This window comes from Cupriavidus basilensis, from assembly GCF_000876015.1.
GTDB classification, from domain to species: domain Bacteria; phylum Pseudomonadota; class Gammaproteobacteria; order Burkholderiales; family Burkholderiaceae; genus Cupriavidus; species Cupriavidus basilensis_B.
The window spans coordinates 193,611-215,489 of sequence record NZ_BBQM01000019.1; the positions used below are offsets into that span (position 1 = coordinate 193,611).

Here is a 21,879-nt window from a genome sequence, read left to right on the forward strand (position 1 = left end):
CCGGCGCCCGGAGAACGCCTGCCCTAGCCGGGCAGGCAGCTTTCGATGCCACGGATGACCACGTTCACGTACAGGTCGAAGCTCGTGTCCATCGGCGCGTCGGTGCCGTTCTGCCACCTGACGATGAACGCCTTGTTGGCCATGTCCGGCAGGTATCGGGCCAGCGTGGGATAGTCCATCGCGCGAATCGAACGGGTCCGCTCCTGCAGCTGCCGCGCCCAGGCTTCCGTGTCGTCCTTCGGCACCGATGCGTATTCCAGGGTCGGAAAGCCCACCATCGTGGAGACCACGACGTTGTACATCTCCAGCATGCGGTCGTCCGGGCAGCCCGCGGCGCGCAGCACCGAGAGAATGCGGTCGATCAGCGTCGGGCTCAGGCTCGCGTTCGCCACCAGCTGGGCGCCCACCAGCTGGGCGATGTTCGGATGCCGGCGCATGACGTCGCGGCAGCGGACGAACAATTCCCTCAGCCAGTCCTGCCACGCCAGCTCGCCCGGCTCGGGCGCGACGTCGACCATCGTGGTCTCGACCACGGACGCCAGGAGGTCGTCGCGCGTGGCCACGTGCCAGTACAGGGCGGCGGGATAGACGCCCAGCGAGCGGGCAACGTCGCGCAGGCTGAACGCCATCACACCGTTGCGGTCGATCTGCTCGAGGGCGGCCGCGACGATCTTCTCCCGGGTCAGCGCCGGTCCCGAAGCCCTCCCCCGCGGCGCGCGCGCCGCCTCCTTCCTGGCGGCGGGCGGCGCGGCCGGCACCGCCCGCTTGCGAACGCCCTGGGCGGAGGCGCTCTTCTTCGCCCCGGCGCCGGCCGCGGCTTTGACCGCGACTTTGACCGCGGTCTTGACCGTGCCCTTGTCGCCTGCCCTGGTCCTCGTGGTCCCCGCGCCGCTGGTGCTCCTGGTGCCCCTGGTCCCTGTAGCCATCATGTCTCTTACTTGGTGTTCAGTAAGATCATTGTACGCCAACCGACACCCCGGGCCGATGAGCGCGGGCCGGGAGGGTCAGGCTATCGTGAGCAGGCGCCGGGGATTTTCCACCAGGATGGCGTCGACGTCCGCCTGGCTGAATCCGCGCTGGCGCATGCGCGGCGCGATGTTGGCGAACATGTGCTGATAGCCATGTCCGCCATACCGGCCCAGCCGGGTGCGCGTGCAGATGTCCTGGCTCATCAGGACCTGATCGCGATGGCCCCGCTCCACCAGCAGCCGGACCATCTTCAGCCTGGCGCCGTCGTTCGGCATGTCGATCTCGCTGGACATCGGATAGTAGCTCTGCTCCCAGCCGAAGAGATCGAACTCGATCACGCAACCGGTATCCGCCAGGCGCAGCAGGCGGTCGTCGTCGAAGATGGTGCGGTCCACATGGCTGATGATCACGCGCCCGACGCCGTGCCCGGCCGCCTCGATGAACGACACGATCTCCGCGGGCTGGTCCGGATGCCGGCCCGGATGCACGTTGATGGCGGCGCCGGTCTCGGCCTGCGCGATCAGGGCGCCGCGCATCACGCGCTGCTCGAGCTCGGTCCACGGCGACTGGCAGCCGATCTCGCCGATGATGCCGGCACGGATCCCGGTGCCCCACGCGCCCTGCGTCAGCTGCGCGATCATCTCGGCGGCAAAGCTGTCGACGGTCCTTTCGTGATTCGCGGGGTCCTGGTAGGCATGCACGTAGTGGCCGCAGCCCATCACGATGTGGGCGCCGGTGGTGCGCGCGATCCGCGCCAGCCCCGCCGGGTCGGGCTTGAGCCCGCCATTCGTCAGGTCGACGATGGTGCGCCCGCCCGCGCCCATCATCTCGCGCACCTCCTCGACGGCCACGTCGATCTGGTCGAGCTGGTAGTTCTTCAGGTACGACTTCTGGCCATTGCCGATGCCCCAGCAATTGCACAGCGTGATCTCCGCTTCCTGCGCGGCCGGGCCGCCGGCGAGCAGCGACGGCGGCGGCGTCAGGTCGATGAGCAGGTGCTCGTGCATCAGCGTCGGGCCGAGCTCGCCCGGATTGACCGGCCCGAGCACGGTCTGGACGATTCCTCTTGTTTTTCCCGGCGTCTGGTCAGGGTTCGCATTCATGGCAATTTCGAACATGCGTGTGCAGTTTCACAAGGGCCGCTCGAACGATAGCTGGAGCGGTCGCGCGGCCCGGGGGGATCCGGAGCGGTTCAGTCCAGGCGCGCGTGCGCCGCGTCCCGGATCGTCAGGACGGCGGGCAGCGAGACCAGCGCGACCAAAGCGAGGAACGTGCCCGCCGCGGTCGCCGCGCCGGTGCCCTGGATGATCCACGTCACCGTCAGCGGCGCAAACCCGCCGAACAGCCCGGCGCAGGCCCCGGCAACCGAGATGCCCGTGGTGCGGATGTAGGTCGGGAAGGCTTCGGTGAGGTAGGCCGGGCCGGCGCCGGCCAGCAGCGAGTAGAGCGCCACCAGCGAACACTGCACGGCCAGGAACACCGGCACCGATCCGGGGTGCGACAGGACCGCGCCGTAGAGCGGATACGACAGCACCAGGAAACCGGCGCATCCGGCCAGCAATACCGGCTTGCGGCCGATGCGGTCGGATACGTGGCCGAACGCCGGCGCCAGCACCGCCGTCAGCGCCAGCGCGATGGTCACCGACCACAGCGTTTCGCTGCGCGTGAGGCCGCCGTAGGTCTGGCCGAAGGTCGGCATGTACACGGTCACCATGTAGGAGGCCACGCCCCAGATGGCCACGAAGACGATGGCGTGCAGGATGCGCCGGAAAAAATCCGCCCGCGACAGCCGGCCCGACGGCGACGCGGACCGATAGACCGGCGGCTCCGCGATGTTGCGGCGCATGTACGCGCCGACCGGCCCGAGCACCGCGCCCAGCAGGAACGGAATCCGCCAGCCCCAGCCTTCGAGGTCCGCGGCGCCGAGCGAGGACGCCAGGATCGCCGTCACGCCCGACCCCAGCAGCAGCCCGATCGCGATGCTGGATTGCTGGAACGCGCCGACGAAGCCGCGCCGGCCCTCGCCCGCCCACTCGGTGATGAACGCGGTCGCGCTGCCCCATTCGCCGCCGGCGGCAAAGCCCTGCACCAGCCGCGCCAGCACCAGCAGGACCGGCGCCAGCACGCCGGCCGTGGCGTAGGTCGGCAGGATGCCGATGGCGACCGTGCTCCCGGCCATGAGGAAGATGGTCAGCGTGAGCACCGTCTTGCGGCCGCGCCGGTCCGCGAGATGGCCCAGGACGATGCTGCCCACCGGCCGCGCCACGAAGCCGACGCCCAGCGTGGCGAAGGCGATCAGCAGCGAGCCCACCCCGCTTGCCGACGGAAAGAAGCTCCTGGCGATGATGGCCGCCAGGAAACCATAGACGCCGAAGTCATACCACTCGAGGATGTTCCCCGCGACGCCGGCGACGACCGCCTTGCGCCTCGCCTTCGCGCCGCCTCGCGGCGCCGCGCCGGACTGCGCCGCAGGCGGCCCGCTGGTTGAATCCGTGCCTGAGTCCGTTCTTGAATCGGTCATTGCGTTCATGGCCAAGCCCTGCCTGTTCGTTCGGTTTCGGAATCGGGATGCGGCATCAGAATTTGTGCCGGATGCCCACGCGCAATCCCAGCTGACGGTCGTTGCCCGAGGCCGGGTTTGTCGTCAGGATCGCGTGGGTCTGCGCGCTGGCGTCCTGGAAGTTCGCCATGAAATACACGTCGGTGCGTTTCGAGAGCAGGTAGTCCACGGCGCCGTTGTACGTGTTCCACCGATAGTCGCCCAGCTTCGAGTACGTATAGGCCGAGACCAGGATCCAGCTCGGCGTCAGCCAGTACGCCACGGTGAGCGACGCGTTGTGCAGCGTCTCCGACGGCGCGCCCTTCGGCTCCAGCCGGGTGTTGGTGTACAGCCCGCTGACCGCCACCTTGTCGAACTTGTACGCCGCGCCCGCGCCGACGGTGCGGTAGTCGTCGAGAACGATCGTCTGGGCCGCGTTCGCGGCCGCGCCGAACAGGAAGGGCACGCCGAGCGCGCTGGCCGACTTGGCCGCGTACTGCTTGATCCCCGTGGCCGCCACCACCGCGTTGAACGGGCCCGCGGCATAGGCCGCGCTGAAGCTGTATGCGCGCCCGCCGTTGGTGGTGCTGGTGCCGTCCTCGGCAAAGCTGTACTGCCCGTTCAGGGTCAGGCCGCCGATGCTGGGACTGCTGTAGACGACCGTGTTGTTCAGCCACGCGCCGGAGATGCGGTCCATGTCGCCCGGCGTGAACGAATAGATGCCGGTGTAGTAGCCCGGGTGATAGCGGATCAGGCTCACCATCTGGTCGAAGCGCCGGCCCAGCGTCAGCGTGCCGAAGCGCTCGGAGGCCAGGCCGACATAGGCCTGCCGCCCGAACAGCAGGCCGCCCTGCCGGCTCGCGCCGGTGTCCGACATGAAGCCGCCTTCGAGGTTGAAGATGGCCGACAGGTCGCCCGAGATGCTTTCGCTGCCGCGGAAACCGAAACGGTTCCCCTGGCTGATGCTGTCGTCCATCTTCACCTGGTTGTGGCCGCCCACATTGCTGAGGTAGGTCACGCCGGCGTCGATCGAGCCGTAAACCGTCACGCCCGAGGTCTGGGCCTGCGCCCCGCCCGCCAGGCCGAACAGGGCTGCACCGGCCGCCCATGCCTTGCTCCATGTATTCAAGTCTTGCTCCCCTTGTGTCGTGTGCGTCCGTCTTCATTCAACTCGCCGTGCCTCGCGCCGCGCCGCGGCGGAAAAAATCGAGGCATGGCACCGGCTACGCAATGTGCATGCCAGACCTGTACGACGTTCTATGATTGTCGATACCAAGGTCAGTTTATTTATTGTTCGGTGTACAACGAATAGGTGATTACGCGTATTACGACCGTGCGCGGCGCGCCGGCCGGGATCGCGCGGCGCCGCCGCGGACGAGCAGGGGACGAGCCGGGGGCAGTCCGGGGACGAACCAGGATGAAGCGCGGCGCCTCGATTCCGTGCATCGGCGCGCCGGCCGGCACAAGATCAGTGCCGCCAGACTATAAATTTATTGTACGATGAACAATGTATTGAAAAACGACGAACAATGATCCAATATCGGCGGCGCCGGGCACGCGAACGCGGGCGGCCGGCTCCCTCGAAGATTGAATTGGAGTGCTTCATGCGTAGTTTCCTTTCGGCGATCGCCACTGCCGGCGCCGCCCTTGCCGGCATCGTCGTTTCCCAGCCGTCCTTCGCGCAGCCCTACCCCTCGCGGCCCGTGACGGTCGTCGCGCCGGTGCCGGCCGGCGGCACGGGGGACACGATCGCCCGGCTCATGGCCACGAAGCTGCAGGAGCGGCTGCACCAGCCGTTCGTCGTGGACAACCGCCCCGGCGCCAACACGACCATCGGCGCCGGCTTCGTGGCGAAGGCGAAGGCCGACGGCTATACGCTGCTCATCACGGGCGCCCCGACGTTTACGATCAATCCGCTGCTCTATCCGAACGCGCGCTACGGCGCCGCCAGCTTCGACTACCTGGGCATCGTCGCGGCGATGCCGATGGTCATGCTGACCTACCCCGGATCGCCGCTGAAGACCGTCGCGGACGTGGTCGCGGCGGCGCGCAAGGAGCCCGGCAGCCTGGCCTACGGCTCCTTCGGCAACGGCTCCATGCCGAACATCATTGCCGAGAGCTTCGCCATGAAGGCCGGCGTGTCGCTGCTGCACGTGCCGTTCCAGGGCAGCGCGCCTTCGCTGACCTCGCTGATGGGCAAGCAGACCGCGCTGGCAATCGACAGCGTGGTGGCCGCGGCGCCCTTCATCCAGTCCGGCGCGCTGGTCCCGATCGCGGTGGCGTCCCGGACCCGCGCCGCGCTGCTGCCGCAGGTGCCCACGTTCATCGAGCAGGGCGTGCCGGAATTCGTGTTCGACAACTGGGTCGGCGTCGTCGCGCCCAGGGGGCTTGCGCCCGAGGTATCGGCGCGCCTCGAAGCCGAACTCAAGGCCGTGGTGCAGGACCCGGAGGTGCAGAAGAAGCTCGGCGCGCTGGGCTTCTCGGCAAGCTGGCAGGACGGCGCGGCGTTCCGGCGGCGCGCCGCCGCCGAGATGGCGCAGAACGTCACGGTGGTCGAGAAGGCGAAGCTGAAGTGATGCCCGCGCCGACCCGCCCGCCATTTCCCGCGGCGCCGGACACGGCCCGCGCCACCACAAGAGAGACCCATGACCGCCGAGCTTGCTGAACTCACCGCCCCCGTGCTGCGATCGCTGATCCGGTCCCGCGAAATATCGCCCGTCGAGCTGCTGCAGTCGTGCATCCGCCGCATCGAAGCCGTCAATCCCTACGTGAACGCCGTCACCGCGACGTGCTACGAGCGTGCGGAGGCGGAAGCGCGCGCCGCCGAGCGCGCGCTTGCCCGGGGCGAGCCCGTGGGCATCCTTCACGGGCTGCCGATGGGCGTCAAGGACCTGGAGGAGACCGCCGGCCTGCTGACCACCTATGGCTCGCCGCTATACCGCGGCAACGTCCCCGCGCGCGACAACGTGCTGGTCGGCCGCCTGCGCGCCGCCGGCGCCATCCTCGTGGGCAAGACCAACGTGCCCGAGTTCGGCGCCGGCGCCAACACCCGCAATCCGGTGTGGGGCGCCACCGGCAACCCCTTCGACGCGCGCCTGAACGCGGGCGGCTCGTCCGGCGGCTCGGCCGCGGCGCTGGCCTGCGACATGCTGCCGGTCTGCACGGGGTCCGATACGGGAGGCTCGCTGCGCATCCCGGCGGCCAAGTGCGGCGTGGTCGGCATGCGCCCGTCCCCGGGACTGGTGCCGAGCGAGCGGCGGCTGCTGGGCTGGTCGCCGCTGTCGGTGGTGGGGCCGATGGGCCGCACCGTGGCCGAGACCGCGCTGCAGCTCGCGGCGACGGCGGGCCTGTGCGACGCGGAGCCCCTGAGCCAGGACGCCAATCCGCACGACTTCCTGGACCTGCGCGGCACCGACCTCGGCGCGCTGCGCGTCGGCTTCACCGAGGATTTCGGCGCGTGCGAGGTCGACGAAGAGATCCGCGCCACGTTCCGGGAGCGCATCGCCCGGATCTCCGGCTTCTTCGCCGCGTGCGAACCGGTCGACTTCGCCCGCGAGCCGCTCGGCGACGTGCACCGCTGCTTCGACGTCATGCGCGCCCAGGCCTTCGTCGCCGCGATGCGCGGGGCCTACGAGCGGGACCCCGGCTCGATCGGCCCGAACGCGCGCGCCAACTACGAGATCGGCGCTGCGCTCTCCCTGGCCGACACGGCGTGGGCGCACGCGGAGCAGACCAGGATCTTCCGCGCGTTCCAGCGGCTGTATTCGCGCTTCGACGTGATACTGGCTCCGACCACGCCGGTGTCGCCCTTCCCGTGGACCCGGCCCCATGCCGAAGCCATCAACGGCCGGCCGCTGCCCAACTACTACCGCTGGCTCGACCTGACCTACGTCGTCACGCTAGCCACCAACCCGGCGCTGTCGCTGCCGTGCGGGCGCGACCGGCAAGGGCTGCCCTTCGGCCTGCAGGTGATCGCGCCCTTCCGGCGCGACCGGCGCCTGCTGGAGATCGGCGCGGCGCTCGAAGCCGCGTTCGACGCGCACGCGGCGCTGCGCCGCCCGCGCCCGGACCTCGACGCATTGCGCGCGGGCACGGCCTCGCTGCGGTCCATCGTCACCCATCCGCCGCTGGCGGCGGAAACCGCGGGCAGCGCCCCGATCTCCGTCGTCTGAGCCGGCGCCCGCATCGCTTGCGCCGATTAATTGTACGGTGTACAGTAATTGCACAGTACACATTTCAATAACCTTCGGAACCGCATCATCATGGATCCACATCTCTTCGCGGTCGACACCGCCCCGATCGCCACCGCGGTGGCCGAGGCGGCCGACCGCTATGCCAGGCGCAACCCCGCCAGCCAGAAGCAGTTCGACCTGGCCTCGCGCTACATGCCTGGCGGCAACACGCGCTCGGTCCTGTTCTACGCCCCGTTCCCGCTGGCGATGGCGCGCGGCGACGGGTGCCGCCTGTGGGACGCCGACGGCCATGCCTACGTGGATTTCATCGCGGAATTCACGGCCGGCATCTACGGCCACTCCAACCCCGTGATCCGCCGCGCCATCGACGACGCGCTGGATGCCGGGATCAACCTGAGCGGGCACAACGTGCTGGAGGCAAGGCTGGCCAGCCTCATCTGCGAGCGCTTCCCCTCGGTCGACGTGGTGCGCTTCACCAACTCGGGCACCGAGGCCAACCTCATGGCCATCTCGGCGGCGAAGATCCACACCGGCCGCGCCAAGGTCGTCGTCTTCGGCGGCGGGTATCACGGCGGCGTGCTCACGTTCGCCAGGGGCAACACCCCGGTCAACGTGCCGCACGATTTCCTGATCGCCTCGTACAACGATCTCGACAGCGTCCGCGCGCTGTTCGCGGCCAACCCGCGGGACATCGCCGCGGTGGTGGTCGAGCCCATGCAGGGCGCTTCCGGATGCATCGAAGCCAAGGTGGAATTCCTGCGCGGCCTGCGGGAACTGGTGTCCCGGCAGGGCGCGCTGCTGGTCTTCGACGAAGTCATGACCTCGCGCCTGGCTCCGGGCGGCCTGCAGGAAAAGCTGGGCATCCACGCCGACCTGACCACGCTGGGCAAGTACATCGGCGGCGGCATGTCGTTCGGGGCCTTCGGCGGCCGCGCCGACATCATGTCCCAGTTCGACCCGCGCCGCACCGACGCGACGCCGCATGCCGGCACCTTCAACAACAACGTGCTGACGATGGCCGCCGGCGCCGCGGGCCTGTCCCGGATCTACACCGCGGAGGCCGCGGTGCGCCTGAACGCGCTTGGCGACACCTTGCGCGACCGGCTGAACCGGATCTGCAGGGACAACGGCGCGGCCCTGCAGTTCACCGGCGTGGGCTCGCTGATGAACCTCCAGGCCGGCACGCACGAGATCCGCTCGACCGCCGACATCCTGCCCGGCGGCAACGCCATCAAGGATCTCTTCTTCTTCCACATGATCGAGAACGGCGTGTACCTCGCGCGCCGCGGTTTCGTCGTGCTCAGCGTTCCTGTCGGCCAGGAGGAAATCGACCGGTTCGTCAATGCGTTCACGAGCTTCGTGCGCCAGTACGGGCATTTCTTCCCCGCCTGAAGCACGGGCGCGCCGGTCCCGCAGGCGCCGCAAGGCGGGCGCCCGCGGGAGCGGCCGGCAGCGTTTTCCCCGCCGACATCGAGACCAGCGACACCGGAAAGACCGGCAACGACTGGCGCAGCGGCATTCATCAACCCGGAGACAAAAAAATGACTGCATCGAACAAGGTGGTGGTCCTGGTGGCCCCGACGGGCGGCATGGCCTTCAAGTCCCAGAACCCGCACCTGCCCACGCAGCCCGACGAGATCGCGCGGGACGTCCTCGACTGCTACAACGCCGGCGCCAGCGTGGCCGCCATCCATGCCCGCCTGCCCGACGACCAGGCCACGTGCAACGCGGACATCTACCGCGACATCAACGAACGGATCCGCGCCGGATGCGACATCGTCATCAACAACTCGACCGGCGGCGGCGTCCACGGCGACATGATCCGGCCAATGGCCGGCGGGATGTGGGACACCGTCTGGGAAGAGCGGCTCAAGGGCATGGACGCCGGCGCGGAGATGTGCACGCTCGACGCGTGCACCTTCGTCGGCAGCTTCGGCGGCAAGGAAATCCTGTTCAACACCTCGCCCTCGCGCTGCCGGACGCTGGCCGAGGAAATGAAGCGGCGCGGCATCAAGCCCGAGTGGGAGGTCTTCAGCCCCGCGCACATCGTCCAGGATGCGGCGACGCTGATCCGGATGGGACTGGACGAGCCGCCCTACGTCTTCAACCTGGTGATGAACGCGCATCGCGGCTTCCAGAACGCCATGCCCTACGACCCGAAGACGCTGCAGTTCATGGTCGACCTGCTGCCGCGGCAGAGCGTCTTCTGCGTCAGCGGCATCGGGCCGTCCCAGTTGCAGGCGGGCATCAACTCGCTGCTGCTCGGCGGCCAGGTGATCCGCGTCGGCCTGGAAGACAACCTGTACTATCGCCACGCGGAACTGGCTCGCAACGTGGAGCTGGTCGAGCGCACGGTCCGCATTCTCAGGGAAATGGACTACGAGATCGCCACGCCGGAGGAAGCCCGCCGGATTCTCGGCCTGCCTCGCGGCGACGCACCGGCGCGTCCCGCCTATGCGGGCGGCGGCCCGGCTTGAGCCAGGCGGCGGCGCCCTCAGCCGCCGCCCTGCTCCGCCAGGTACTGGTCCTTGAGCTTCACGTAGTTGCCCGCCGTATAGCGGAAGAAACCGCGCTCCTTCTCCGTGAGCGCTCGCGCCTGCCGCGCCGGGCTGCCGACGTACAGATGGCCGCCCTCGAGCACCTTGCCCGGCGGCACCAGGCTGCCGGCGCCGAGGATCACTTCGTCGCCGATCACCGCGCCGTCCATGACGATGGCGCCCATGCCGATCAGAATGCGGCTGCCGACCGTGCAGCCATGCAGCAGCGCCTTGTGGCCGATGGTCACGTCGTCGCCGATGGTCAGCGGGAAGCCGTCGGGATTGAACGGCCCCGCGTGCGTGATGTGCAGCACGCTGCCGTCCTGCACGCTGGTGCGCGCGCCGATGCGGATGCGGTGCATGTCGCCGCGGATCGTCACCATCGGCCAGACGGAACTATCGGCGCCGATCTCGATGTCGCCGATCAGCACGGCGCTGGCATCGACGAACACTCGGTCGCCGAGCCGGGGGGCATTGCCCTGGAAACTGCGGATGCTCACGTTGGAATCCTGAAAACGCGGAAAAAAGGATTGCTCTAAAGAAAAGGAATCGCCAAGGAAAAGAAAGTGCAAGCCTAGGCGGCCACGGCGGCAAGCGCCTGGCCGACGGTCTCCAGCGTCAGCGGCTTGATCAGCACGCGGTCCATGCCGGCCGCCAGGCAGCGCTGCACCTCGGCCGGCTCGGCGCTGGCCGTGACCGCCAGGATCAGGCAGCGGCGGCGCCCGCCGCGCCCTTCCTCCTCGCGGATGCGGCGGGCCAGCTCCAGGCCGTCCATGCGCGGCATCTGGCAATCGGTCAGCACCACGTCGAACGCGCCGGCCTGCCACAGCTCCAGCGCCTCCAGGCCGTCCGAGGCCAGCGTGACGCGGTGGCCGAGGTGCTTGAGCTGCTGCCGGAAGGTGATGCGGTTGGCCGGATGGTCGTCCACCGCGAGCACGTCCAGGTTGCGCGCGGCCGCGTCCGGCGCCAGCGCCGGCGCCTCCGCCGCGGCGGGCGCCGCGCTCAGCGGCAGGTCCAGGTCGACGCTGAAGCACGAGCCGCGGCCCGGCTCGCTGCTCAGGCTGATGCTGCCGCCCAGCAGCTTGATCAGGCGCAGGCTGATGCTCAGGCCCAGCCCGCTGCCGAAGGCCTGCCCGGCCTGCGCCGCCTCGACCTGCGAGAACGGCTGGAACAGCTTGGCCTGGTCCTGCTCCGAGATGCCGATGCCGGTGTCGATGACCTCCAGCAGCAGGCGCAGGCGCCCGTCCACGCGGCGCCCGGTGGCGCGCAGCGTGACGCCGCCGCGCTCGGTGAACTTGATGGCGTTGCTCAGCAGGTTGAACAGCACCTGCTTGAAGTGCAGCGGGTCCATCATCACCCACTGGTCGACCTCGCCCTCGAAGCGCAGGTCCAGCGACAGGTGCTTCTGCCGCGCCATGCCGAGCACCAGCGTGACGATGCCTTCGATCTGCGCCTTGAGCGCCACCGGCTCGGGCGAGGAATCGAGCTTGCCGGTCTCGATGCGGGTCAGGTCGAGCACGTTGCCGAGCAGCAGCAGCAAGCCCCGCGCGGCCTCCTGCGCGACCGCCAGCGAAGTGGTGTCGAGCGCGCCCTGCTCGGCCTTCTGCAGCACCAGTTCCTGCAGGCCGATGATGGCGTTCATCGGCGTGCGGATCTCGTGGCTCATGGTGGACAGGAAGATGCTCTTGGCCTGGTTGGCCGACTCCGCCTTCTCGCGCGCCACCTGCAACTGCTCGATCAGGCTCTGGCGCTCGGTCAGGTCGACCCAGCCGCCGATCATGCCTTCGACCTCGCCGTCGACGTTGCGGTACGGCACCGTCCAGTGCTGGATGTAGCGCACCTGGCCGTTGATGTCGAGCAGGTGCTCCTCGACCGCCGGCGTGCCCTGCGCCATGCGCTGGCGCTGCTCGCGCAGCAGCCGCTGCGCGAGCTCGGCGGGGAACCAGTGCAGTTCGAGGATGGTCTTGCCCAGGCTCTGCTCCGAGCCGGCGCAGAACAGCCGCAGCAGCGCCGGGTTGCAGGCGCTCAGGCAGCCGTCGCGGTCGAGCAGGTAGACCGGGTTGGGAATGGCGTTGATCAGCGTGTTCTTGAGCGCGAGCTGGTTGGTCAGGCGCTTTTCCGCGCGCCGCGTCTTGCGCACCTGCCGGGTCAGGTAGAAGGCCCACACCAGCGACAGCGCGACCGGCAGCGCGAACACCCCGCCGAGCTGGACGATGCGGCCGCGGTGGTCGCGCCAGAAGCTGGCGCCCACCGCGGGAAAGCGCGGCTCCCACTGGCGCACGATGTCGGCCACCTCGTCCGGGCCGATCGACATCTGCGCCTTCTCCAGGATGTTCTGCAGCTCCGGCTCGCTCTTGAGCACGCCGATGCTGACCGGCACGGTGCGGTCCTCCAGGATGCCGCTGACCACCAGCCTGCCGTTGAAATTGTGCGCGGCGAGAAAGCGCCCGGAAAACAGGTTGGAGATGCAGGCGTCGCTCTTGCCCTCGTCGACGCTGCGCATGGCGTCGAGCAGGTTGTCGTAGACCTGCAGGTCGATCGCCGGGTAGTTGCGCCGGATGGTCTCGTTGAGGTAGTAGCCGGCGCCGGTCGCCAGCCGCTTGCCGGCCAGGCGGGCGAGGTCGCTCACGCCTTCGCGGTCCTGGCTGGTCATCAGGATCACCGAGCTGCGCAGGTACGGCGACAGGATCTCGAGCTTGCCGTCGGCCGGGTTGTCCGGCGGCAGCACCGGCGTCAGCATCGCCGCGCCGTCATTCATGCGCTTGCTCAACTCCGCGAAGTTGTCCACGCTGCTGTAGGTGAATTTCAGCCCGCTGCGCTTGGCGATCAGCTCCAGGTAGTCGTGGCCGATGCCCGACACCCGGCCGCGCGCGTCGAGCTGGGTCAGCGAGCCCAGGTAGCGGTTGACGATCACCGGCACCTCCGCGTGCGCGGCCAGCCAGCGGTTCTCGGCCGGCGTCAGCGCCAGGCGCTGCTCGTCGAGCCGGAAGCGCCGCCCGGCGCTCCAGCTGCGCAGGATCTCGTCGCCGAACTGCACGTTGACCTGCACCAGCGCGCGGTCGAGCAGCGCGCGCAGCCGGTTGTCCTCGGAGCGCACCAGGAAGCCGAAGCCGTGGCTGTCGATCGGCGCGAAGTTCTCGATGCGCAGGTTCAGCAGGTAATTCATGTTGATCAGGTAATGCGTGGACAACGCATCGCCGACCATCGCATCCACGTGCCCCAGGCTCAGCGCCTCGAGCGCGCGCTGCGGCGAGGTAAACAGCAGGATGCGGCTCCTGGGATAGCGCGCGGCCAGTTGCCGCTCGGCCAGGTAGCCGGCCACCAGCGCCAGCGTGGCGCCCTCGCGCTGGTCGTCGAAGCGCCTGCCGTCGGCGGAGATCAGCACCGGCTGGTCGGCCAGGTAGATGTGGGAGACGCGCAGGTCGTAGTCGGCGGCCTCGGCGGCGCTGCCGCGCCCGAGCAGGTCGATCTCGCCGCGCCGCAGCGCCTCCAGCGCCGCCTGCCGCGAGGTGAAGGCGCGCACGCGCGGCAACTGGTCGAACATCAGCGCCAGATAGTCCGCCGTGACGCCCTCGAAGCGGTCGGCATTGAGCATCTCCAGCGGCGGATAGTCGGGCGTCACCACGCCCACCGTCAGCGGCGCGCGGTGCGCCAGCCACTCGCGGTCGTCCTGGCTCAGCCACGGCTTGGGCGCCGAGGTCAGGCGCCCGAACACCTCGATGTGCGCCGGCGGCGCCGCGGGGGCGGACACGCTGGCTCCCCGGGCGACGGAAACCAGGAACAGGACAAGAAGGCAGAACAGCGCTGCGGCCCGGGGCGATTTGTGCATGGCGCTCCAATGCGGCAACCGATCGGGGCCCCTCGCTCGGCCCCGGGCGCAGGCATCGGGCCGCCGGTCGTCGCGGCGCCGGCCGGATCGACACGGCAGGCGCGGGGAAAGCGCGGCCTCCGGGGGCCGCAGGTGGAAATACTATAGCCGAAGCGGCGCGCGCGGCGCATCCGGGACATCGGGCACCGCCCCGCGGCGGCGGATGGAGGTGCGATGCGCAAAAAAAAACCCCGGGCCAGGGCCCGGGCGGCGCGGATTCTACCAGCGCCGTTCCGGCAACGGCAATAGCGCCGCGCGCGCATGTTGCCGAATCCCGACGCGGGCGCGCGCGGCGCCCGGCAAGGGCCAGCGCCCGCGCGCGCGGGCGCGGCGCCTTGCCCGGCGGCGCCTGGCGGGCCGCGCGGCGGCATCCCGCCACGGCGCCGCGCCCGCCGCCCGCCATGCTATTGACTATGGTCAAGCGGCATGCCGGCGTGCTGCCTATAGTGGCTGGCGCGCGCCTGCGGGCCGCGCGTTCCCGGCCCGCGCGTTTCCATCCCGCGATCCCCACCCGAGCCCTGTTCCAGTTTGTCCCAACCTGTCCCAACCTGCCGGCAGAACACCATGACCGACGACTTCCGCTCCGAGCTGTCCGCGCACCGCACCACGCTGACGCGCGACATCGAGACCCTGCTGGCCGACCTGCACGCCCTGCTGCGCGAGGCGACCACCGACGCCGGCGGGCAGGCCGGCCCGGCCCGCGGGCAGTTCCGGGCGCGGCTCGACGCCCTGCAACTGCGCCTGCGGGAACTGGAGACGCAGGCGCGCGGACAGGTCCGGCACGGCATGGAGGCCGGCGACGCATTCGTGCACGAGCACCCGTGGCGCGTGCTCGGCGCGGCCGCGGCCTTTGCCGCCGCCTGCGGCGCGCTGTGCGCGCTGGCGCTCGACCGGCGCGGCTGATCCCCGGCGCCGGTTCTCAGCACCGGGGATCAGCACCGATTCTCAGCGCCGGGGATCAGCGCCAGGCGTCCAGCGCGAGCGCGACGCTCCAGGTCGACGCGGCGGCCAGCACCAGCCCCGCCGCGACGCGCCAGGCGAAGGCGCCGCCGCCGGCCGCCGCCGCCACGATCTTGGTCAGGGTATTGGCGGAAAACGCCGCCAGCACGGGCCAGACCGCGTCCGCGGCCGACACGCGCCCGGCCGCCACCTGCGCGGCGACCGAGACCGTCGCCGCGTGCGCGTCGGCAAACCCGCCGACCGCGGCGACGCCGAGCAGCACCCCGGTCCCCGGCCACGCGCGCACGGCGGCGTTGACCAGCATCAGCAGCGCCATCAGCGCCACGAACCCCACCGCCACCCGCCAGTCCATGCGCTGGCCGGCCGCCTGCGCGCCCGCGCGCGCATCGTCGCGCCCGGTCTTCCGGCACACCGCCCGCCATAGCCAGAAGCCGGCGCAGGCCGCCATCACGGCGAGCCCGGCCGCCAGCGGCAGCGCCAGCATCCGCAGGGCGGCCGCGCTGGTGGCGGCCAGCAGAAGCAGCATCTGCACGAAGGTGGCGACGCTGGACAGCAGGGCCGCCGCCACGGCCGCATCACGCACGCCGGGCGTGCCCGGGGCCTTGCGCACCAGCGCGGCCATCGAGGCCACCGTCGCCACGCTCGAGACGAAGCCGCCGAACAGGCCGGTCAGCGGCAGCCCCGCCTTCTCCCCGAACACGCGCGTGGCGATGTGCCCGGCCGCGCCCATCATCATGACCAGCACCGCCACCAGCCAGAGCGTGCGCGGGTTCCAGGCGTCGAGCGGCCCCATGTAGCGGTCCGGCAGCAGCGGCCAGATCACCAGCGCGGCCACCGCCAGCGTCAGCGCGTCGTTGACCTCCTGGCGCGTGAGCGCGCTGCGCACCAGCCGGTGCAGGGTGGCCTTGCCGTGCAGCAGGCTCACCAGCACCGCGGCGAGGCCGGCGGCCAGGCCGGGATGCGTGATGGCGAGCGCACCGAGCAGCACCGTGCACAGCATCGCGAACTCGGTGGTCAGGCCCGGGTCTGCCGCCGCGGTGTGCCGGTAGCCCACCGCGGCGAGGCCGGCCGCGCCGAGCAGCACCGCCGGCAGCAGCCCGGCCTGCGGCAGGAAGGCGCCCAGCGCGCCGCACAGGCTGGCGATGGCGAAGGTGCGCAGGCCGGCGGCGGCCTCGGCGCCGTCCGCCGCCTGGCTGCGCTCGCGCTCGAGCCCGAAACCCAGCCCGATGCCGAGCGCAACGCAAAAAGAGACGACGGTCTGGTTCATGCCGGGTTCCTCTGGCCGGGGGCGGGCGCAATGCCAGCGCGATTGTGGAAGATTGCGCAATGGCAGTCAGTGTGGGCCGTGCGCGCACATTTTGCCTGATGCACCTCAACCTATGTGGCCGCCGCGGGGTGCCGCGGGGTGCCGCCGGACGCCGCTTCGGCGCGCGCCCGCGCCGAAGCTTGATGCGTGTCAACCAGCGCGCTCGGCGCTCTCCTAGAATCAACTGACGGGCCAGCGCCCGCCCGGCATCAATGGCGGGCGTTGCGCCCGCCGCTTCCGACGGAGACAAGCCCCGGACACCTCGCCGCGCTCCACCACGGCCCGTCCGGTCCCTGCCCCCGCTTCCCGCCAGGCATTGCCGCGGCCCCCGCGGCGCGCGCAAACCAAGGAGATTCATCATGGCAGAACCGACCAGCATCCCGACCGACCTCCTGACCTTCCCCTGCGAAACGGGCCTGCGGACGCTGACGCTGCTGCAGGAAAGCCGCGCACGCCTGCTCGAGGCCCAGCTCGAGGCGGTGCGCAAGGACATCAAGACTTCGCGGGAAATCGGCGAGCAGCTCGTCCACGCGGGCGACTTCGGCGCGCTGGCCGCGCTGCCGGCCGCCCTGTTCCGCAGCCAGGCCGAGCACTACGCCACGCTGATGCAGGCGTGGATGCGGCTCGCCATCCACGACCAGAACGCCGTGCTCGAGCAACTGCGGGAAACCGGCGAGTCCTGGCAGCGCTGCCAGACCTCGCTGTGGCAGCACGCCGCCAACCCCGCCGCGCTGGCCGCGCCGGTGAAGGACCTGTTCGAGAAACTGAGCCAGCCCACCTCGTGGATGCCGAGCGCCACGGAACCCGCCGCCACCACCGCCGCCACGGCCGGCGGCAAGTCGAGGAGCGTCGTTCATGCCGGCTAACCGCACCGCGCTCGTCACCGGCGGCATGGGCGGCCTCGGCGAAGCGATCGCGATCCGCCTGCACGACGCCGGCCACCGGGTCGCCGTCACCCACTCCCTGGGCAACGACCACGTGCAGGCCTGGCTCGGGCACCAGCGCGAGGCCGGGCGCGAGTTCAGCGCGTTCGCCGTCGACGTGGCCGATTTCGACGCCTGCCAGCGCTGCGCCGCCGAAGTGCTGGCGCAACTCGGCCAGGTCGACATCCTGATCAACAACGCCGGCATCACGCGCGACATGACCTTCCGGCGCATGGGCAAGGCCGACTGGGACGCCGTGCTCAGGACCGACCTCGACTCGATCTTCAACATGACCAAGCCGCTGTGCGAAGGCATGGTCGGCCGGGGCTGGGGGCGCATCGTCAACATCGCCTCGGTCAACGGCTCCAAGGGCGCCTTCGGCCAGACCAACTACGCGACCGCCAAGGCCGGCATCCACGGCTTCAGCAAGTCGCTGGCGCTGGAGCTGGCCACCAAGGGCGTCACCGTCAACACGGTCTCGCCCGGCTACCTGGCCACGCACATGGTCACCGACATTCCCGCCGACATCCTCCAGACCCGCATCCTGCCGCAGATCCCGCTGGGCCGGCTGGGCCGGCCCGACGAAGTGGGCGCGCTGATCGCGTTCCTGTGCTCGGACGATGCGGCCTTCATCACCGGCGCCAACATCGCCATCAACGGTGGGCAGCACATGCAATGAACGCACCGACCACAAACAAGGAACTCGCGGCCGCCGAGGCCGGATGCGGCTGCGAGCCGGTCCCGGCCGGCCCGCACGAACTGCTCGACGAACAGGTCCGCTCCATGCTGGCCGGGGCCACGCAAGGCCTGTCGCTGGCCTCGTTCTGGCTGGCCGGCATGGACTGGGCCCTGCACACGGCGACCTCGCCCGGCAAGGTCAGCGCCGCGGTGGGCCAGTGGCTGGCCGGCGCCGTCGCCGCCGGCGGCTGCGTGCTGCCCGGCACCGAACCGGCGCCGCCGGCGACGCCCGACCAGCGCTTCGCCGACCCGGCCTGGTCGCAATGGCCCTATCGCTTCTGGCGCGATGCCTTCTGCAACAACGAGGCGTTGTGGGAGTCGCTGACGCACGGCCAGAGCGGCGTGTCGCACCACCATGAGCGGCTGGTGTCGTTCTGCGCCCGGCAGGTGCTCGACACCTGCTCGCCCGGCAACGCCTGGTGGCTCAACCCGGTGGTGCTGCAGGCCACCGCCGCCAGCGCCGGCGGCAATTTCGCCAACGGCGCGCGCAACTGGCTCGAAGACCTGCAGGACGTGGTGGCCGACCTCACCCACGAGCCCGCATTGCGCCGCCCGCCCGCCTTCAAGGTGGGCGAGGACGTGGCCATCACGCCGGGCAAGGTGGTGTTCCGCAATGCGCTGATCGAGCTGATCCAGTACGCGCCGGCCGGCGACGAGGTATGGCGCGAGCCGGTGCTGATCGTGCCGTCGTGGATCATGAAGTACTACATCCTGGACCTGCAGCCGCACGACTCGATGGTGCGCTACCTGGTCGAGCAGGGCCACACGGTCTTCATGATCTCGTGGAAGAACCCGGGCGCCGAGGCGCGCGACACCAGCCTCGACGACTACCTGCGGCTGGGCATACAGGCCGCCCTGCGCGTGGTGCAGGAACGCTGCCCCGATACCCACGTCCACGCCGCCGGCTATTGCCTGGGCGGCACGCTGCTGTCGATCTGCGCCGCGGCGCTCAGCCGCGACAACGACGGCGATGGCGACGGCGACGGCACGCCGCTGCAGAGCCTGACCCTGTTCGCCAGCGAGACCGACTTCACCGAGCCGGGCGAGCTCGGCCTGTTCATCGACAGCAGCGCGCTGGCGACGCTCGACGCCACCATGCGCCGGCAAGGCTACCTCGACGGTCCGCAGATGGCCGCCGCGTTCCAGATGCTGCAGTCGCGCGACCTGATCTGGTCGCGCATGATGAGCGAGTACCTGCTCGGCAAGCGGCTGCGCCCGAACGACCTGGTGTCGTGGAACCGCGACCTCACGCGCCTGCCCTACCGCATGCATTCGGAATGCCTGCACAAGCTGTTCCTCACCAACGACCTGGCCGAGGGCCGCTACTGCGTGGACGGCCGCCCGGTGGCGCTGGCCGACCTCGGCATGCCGATCTTCGCGGTGGGCACCGAGCACGACCACGTCTCGCCGTGGCGCTCGGTCTACAAGCTGCACCTGCTGACGTCGACCACGCTGACCTTCCTGCTGACCTCGGGCGGGCACAACGCCGGCATCGTGTCCGAGCCGGGCCATCCGCGCCGGCGCTTCCGCGTGTCCACGCGCGACGCGCTGGCGCCCTACGCCAGCCCCGAGCATTTCCTCGCCAACGCCACCCACCACGACGGCTCGTGGTGGCCGTGCTGGCAGGCGTGGCTGGCGTCGCACTCCACCGGCCGCGTGGCGGCGCGCGACCCCGCGCCCGGCGCGCTCGCCGATGCGCCGGGCAGCTACGTGCTGGAGGACTAGCGGCAGACTGGAAGGCTGGAGACCGGAACGCCGCGCGGCGCCGGCCCGGGCAATGCCCGGCCGGCGCCGCGCGGCGTTTTGCGTTCAGTCCGGCGAGAAAAGCGAGCAGGTCAATTGAGCAGGTCAGTCCAGCGCATACGACCGCAGGTATTCCGGCATCGACACCGGCCACTGCAGCTCGCGCTCGATGCGCTGGCGCAGCGCGTCGCTGGCCGCCGGCTCGCCATGCACCACGAAGGTCTGCCGCGGCGCCTGGCCGAAGCCGCCCAGCCACGTCATCAGCTCGTTGGCGTCCGCGTGCGCGGACAGGGTCTCGATCTGCGCGACCGCGGCCCGCACCGGCACCGGCTTGCCGTGGATGCGCAGCTCGCGCGCGCCCGCGGCCAGCGCCGCGCCGCGCGTGCCGGCGGCCTGGAAGCCCGACAGCAGGATGGTGTTGCGCGCGTCCTGGCCGTAGGTCTGCAGGTGATGCACGACGCGCCCGCCGGTGGCCATGCCGCTGCCGGCGAGGATGATCTTGGGCGCGCGGTCGCGCTGGAGCCACGCCGACTGCTGCACGCTCTGCACCAGGATGGCCATGTTGCAGGCCGCGGTGCAGTCGGCGCGCTCGATGCGCAGCTCGTCCGGGTGCAGCGCGAACACCTCGGTGGCGTCGATGGCCATCGGGCTGTCGAGGTAGACCGGCACCGCCGGGATGCGGTTCTGCTGGCGCAGGCGGTACAGGCAGTACAGCAGCGCCTGGCTGCGCCCCACCGCGAAGGCCGGGATCACCACGCTGCCGCCGCGGCCGATGGTGCGGCTGACGACTTCGCCGAGCGTGTCGAGCGGGTCTTCGTCCGGGTGGACGCGGTTGCCGTAGGTGGACTCCACCAGCAGGTAGTCCGCCGCGCGCACGGCTTCCGGCGCGCGCATGACGATGTCCTGCTGCCGCCCCAGGTCGCCCGAGAACACGATGCGCCGTCCGCCCGCATGCAGCGTCACGATGGCCGAGCCGATGATGTGCCCGGCGCGGTGGAACTCCGCCTCCACGCCGGGCGCCACCGCCACGCGCGTGTCGTAGTGGGACGGCTCCAGCCGCCGCAGCGCGCGCACGGCGTCGGCGCCGTCGTAGAGCGGCAGCGCCGGGTGGTGGCGCGAGAAGCCCTCGCGGTTGGCGAAGCGCGCGTCCTCCTCGGCCAGGTGGGCGGAATCGGGCAGCAGGATGTTGCAGAGCTGGGCGGTGCCCATCGTGCAGAAGACCCGCCCGCGGAAACCGTTGCGCACCAGCAGCGGCAGGTAGCCGCTGTGGTCGATGTGCGCGTGCGTCAGCACCACCGCGTCGAGCCGGGCGGGGTCGACCGGCAGCGGTTCCCAGTTGCGCAGGCGCAATGCCTTGTAGCCCTGGAACAGCCCGCAGTCCACCATCACGCGGCTGTGGCCGGTATCCAGCACATACCTGGAGCCCGTCACCGTGTCGGTGGCGCCGAGAAATTGCAATTGCATCGCTGCGTTCCGCCTGTGGGGGTATATATGGGATGGGCGCATCGCCGCGGCCGGCGGTGCGCGCCAGGCCGGTCCGGCGGCGGCACAGCTGCGGGCCGCGCCGGTTGCCGGCGGACCGTCAGCGAATCGTCACGCGCTGCTGCGGCGACGCTTCTTTCTTGGGCAGCACCACGCGCAGCACGCCATCCTCGTAGCTGGCGTCGACCTTGCTTTCGTCGATGGCGCTGTCGAGCGTGAACGCGCGCTGCATCGCGCCGCTGTAGCGCTCGCGGCGGATCACGCGCTCGCCGTCCTTCTGCTCGGACGAGCGCTCGACCTTGGCCGAGATCATCACCGTGCCGCGGTCGACCGACACGTCGATGTCTTCCTTCTTCGCGCCGGGAATCTCGGCCACGAGGTTATAGGCCTTGTCGGACTCCGTCACGTCGACCTTGAACGCGAAGCCGCCGGCTTCGGGGCCGCTGCGGAACGCCCGCAGCATGCCCTGGAACAAGTCGCCGACCGGTTCGATCGACAGCGGGTCGTAGATCCTGAGATTGCTCATCGCTTGCCTCCATGAGGTGAACGGCCCGGGCCGGGCCTGCGTTTCATGGTGGCACAGGGGGGCAAAACGGCCTTGTTCCAGATCAAGGCCGGCGC

The 21,879-nt window shown here is 70.3% G+C and carries 17 protein-coding genes; 8 read left to right on the forward strand and 9 right to left on the reverse strand.

What is annotated here, in order from left to right; genetic code table 11:
* Nucleotides 1-23 precede the first annotated feature (23 nt).
* From KF708C_RS21185 to KF708C_RS21200, 4 genes are all read right to left on the reverse strand, one after another.
* Complete coding sequence (locus KF708C_RS21185; RefSeq protein WP_059413145.1) at nt 24-929, reverse strand: TetR/AcrR family transcriptional regulator; 906 nt, start codon at nt 927-929, stop codon at nt 24-26.
* A 75-nt stretch (nt 930-1,004) separates the two neighbouring features.
* Nucleotides 1,005-2,072, reverse strand: coding sequence for a phosphotriesterase family protein (locus tag KF708C_RS21190; protein ID WP_059413263.1), 1,068 nt, complete (start codon nt 2,070-2,072; stop codon nt 1,005-1,007).
* An 89-nt stretch (nt 2,073-2,161) separates the two neighbouring features.
* Nucleotides 2,162-3,499, reverse strand: coding sequence for an MFS transporter (locus KF708C_RS21195; RefSeq protein ID WP_231586545.1), 1,338 nt, complete (start codon nt 3,497-3,499; stop codon nt 2,162-2,164).
* A gap of 46 nt (nt 3,500-3,545) precedes the next feature.
* Nucleotides 3,546-4,637, reverse strand: coding sequence for a porin (locus KF708C_RS21200; RefSeq protein ID WP_231586546.1), 1,092 nt, complete (start codon nt 4,635-4,637; stop codon nt 3,546-3,548).
* Nucleotides 4,638-5,112: 475 nt separating this feature from the next.
* Between KF708C_RS21200 and KF708C_RS21205 the strand changes: the two genes are divergently transcribed.
* The 4 genes from KF708C_RS21205 (at nt 5,113) to KF708C_RS21220 (ending at nt 10,178) form a co-directional block, all read left to right on the forward strand.
* Nucleotides 5,113-6,084, forward strand: a complete 972-nt coding sequence (locus tag KF708C_RS21205; protein ID WP_059413147.1) for a Bug family tripartite tricarboxylate transporter substrate binding protein — start codon at nt 5,113-5,115, stop codon at nt 6,082-6,084.
* 69 nt (nt 6,085-6,153) lie between these two features.
* Nucleotides 6,154-7,680, forward strand: a complete 1,527-nt coding sequence (locus KF708C_RS21210) for an amidase (protein WP_059413148.1) — start codon at nt 6,154-6,156, stop codon at nt 7,678-7,680.
* Between the two features lie 90 nt (nt 7,681-7,770).
* On the forward strand, nt 7,771-9,093 hold the full coding sequence (locus KF708C_RS21215; protein ID WP_059413149.1) for an aspartate aminotransferase family protein: 1,323 nt from the start codon (nt 7,771-7,773) through the stop codon (nt 9,091-9,093).
* A gap of 149 nt (nt 9,094-9,242) precedes the next feature.
* Nucleotides 9,243-10,178 carry a 3-keto-5-aminohexanoate cleavage protein gene (locus KF708C_RS21220; protein ID WP_059413150.1) on the forward strand — a complete coding sequence of 312 codons (936 nt, stop codon included), beginning with the start codon at nt 9,243-9,245 and terminating at the stop codon, nt 10,176-10,178.
* A gap of 17 nt (nt 10,179-10,195) precedes the next feature.
* Here KF708C_RS21220 and KF708C_RS21225 read toward each other — a convergent pair whose 3' ends face one another.
* Both KF708C_RS21225 and KF708C_RS21230 read right to left on the reverse strand, forming a co-directional pair.
* Nucleotides 10,196-10,738 carry a gamma carbonic anhydrase family protein gene (locus KF708C_RS21225; protein WP_059413151.1) on the reverse strand — a complete coding sequence of 181 codons (543 nt, stop codon included), beginning with the start codon at nt 10,736-10,738 and terminating at the stop codon, nt 10,196-10,198.
* Between the two features lie 74 nt (nt 10,739-10,812).
* On the reverse strand, nt 10,813-14,067 hold the full coding sequence (locus tag KF708C_RS21230) for a response regulator (protein ID WP_231586547.1): 3,255 nt from the start codon (nt 14,065-14,067) through the stop codon (nt 10,813-10,815).
* A 603-nt stretch (nt 14,068-14,670) separates the two neighbouring features.
* Here KF708C_RS21230 and KF708C_RS21235 point away from each other — a divergent pair.
* Nucleotides 14,671-15,009: a DUF883 family protein gene (locus tag KF708C_RS21235; protein WP_059413152.1), complete on the forward strand. Its 339-nt coding sequence runs from the start codon at nt 14,671-14,673 to the stop codon at nt 15,007-15,009.
* Between the two features lie 55 nt (nt 15,010-15,064).
* Here the strand turns inward: KF708C_RS21235 and KF708C_RS21240 are convergent, their stop codons facing one another.
* The gene (locus KF708C_RS21240) at nt 15,065-16,333 is read right to left on the reverse strand and encodes an MgtC/SapB family protein (protein WP_063923041.1); all 1,269 of its coding nucleotides are present in this window, start codon (nt 16,331-16,333) and stop codon (nt 15,065-15,067) included.
* 398 nt (nt 16,334-16,731) lie between these two features.
* Here KF708C_RS21240 and KF708C_RS21245 point away from each other — a divergent pair, with 398 nt between their 5' ends.
* Genes KF708C_RS21245 through KF708C_RS21255 form a run of 3 tightly spaced genes read left to right on the forward strand, consistent with a single transcriptional unit; the run spans nt 16,732 to nt 19,758 of the window.
* A complete protein-coding gene (locus KF708C_RS21245; protein ID WP_059413153.1) occupies nt 16,732-17,238 on the forward strand; it encodes a phasin family protein in 507 nt (168 codons plus the stop codon).
* Nucleotides 17,228-17,974, forward strand: a complete 747-nt coding sequence (gene phbB / locus KF708C_RS21250) for an acetoacetyl-CoA reductase (protein ID WP_059413154.1) — start codon at nt 17,228-17,230, stop codon at nt 17,972-17,974. Before KF708C_RS21245 ends, phbB begins: the two co-directional genes overlap by 11 nt.
* The gene (locus KF708C_RS21255) at nt 17,971-19,758 is read left to right on the forward strand and encodes a PHA/PHB synthase family protein (RefSeq protein WP_059413155.1); all 1,788 of its coding nucleotides are present in this window, start codon (nt 17,971-17,973) and stop codon (nt 19,756-19,758) included. Before phbB ends, KF708C_RS21255 begins: the two co-directional genes overlap by 4 nt.
* Before the next feature lie 123 nt (nt 19,759-19,881).
* Here KF708C_RS21255 and KF708C_RS21260 read toward each other — a convergent pair whose 3' ends face one another.
* Both KF708C_RS21260 and KF708C_RS21265 read right to left on the reverse strand, forming a co-directional pair.
* Nucleotides 19,882-21,240: an MBL fold metallo-hydrolase RNA specificity domain-containing protein gene (locus KF708C_RS21260; RefSeq protein WP_059413156.1), complete on the reverse strand. Its 1,359-nt coding sequence runs from the start codon at nt 21,238-21,240 to the stop codon at nt 19,882-19,884.
* Between the two features lie 118 nt (nt 21,241-21,358).
* Entirely contained in the window at nt 21,359-21,784 is a 426-nt protein-coding gene (locus KF708C_RS21265) for an Hsp20/alpha crystallin family protein (protein ID WP_059413157.1), read from the reverse strand.
* Nucleotides 21,785-21,879: the final 95 nt, after the last annotated feature.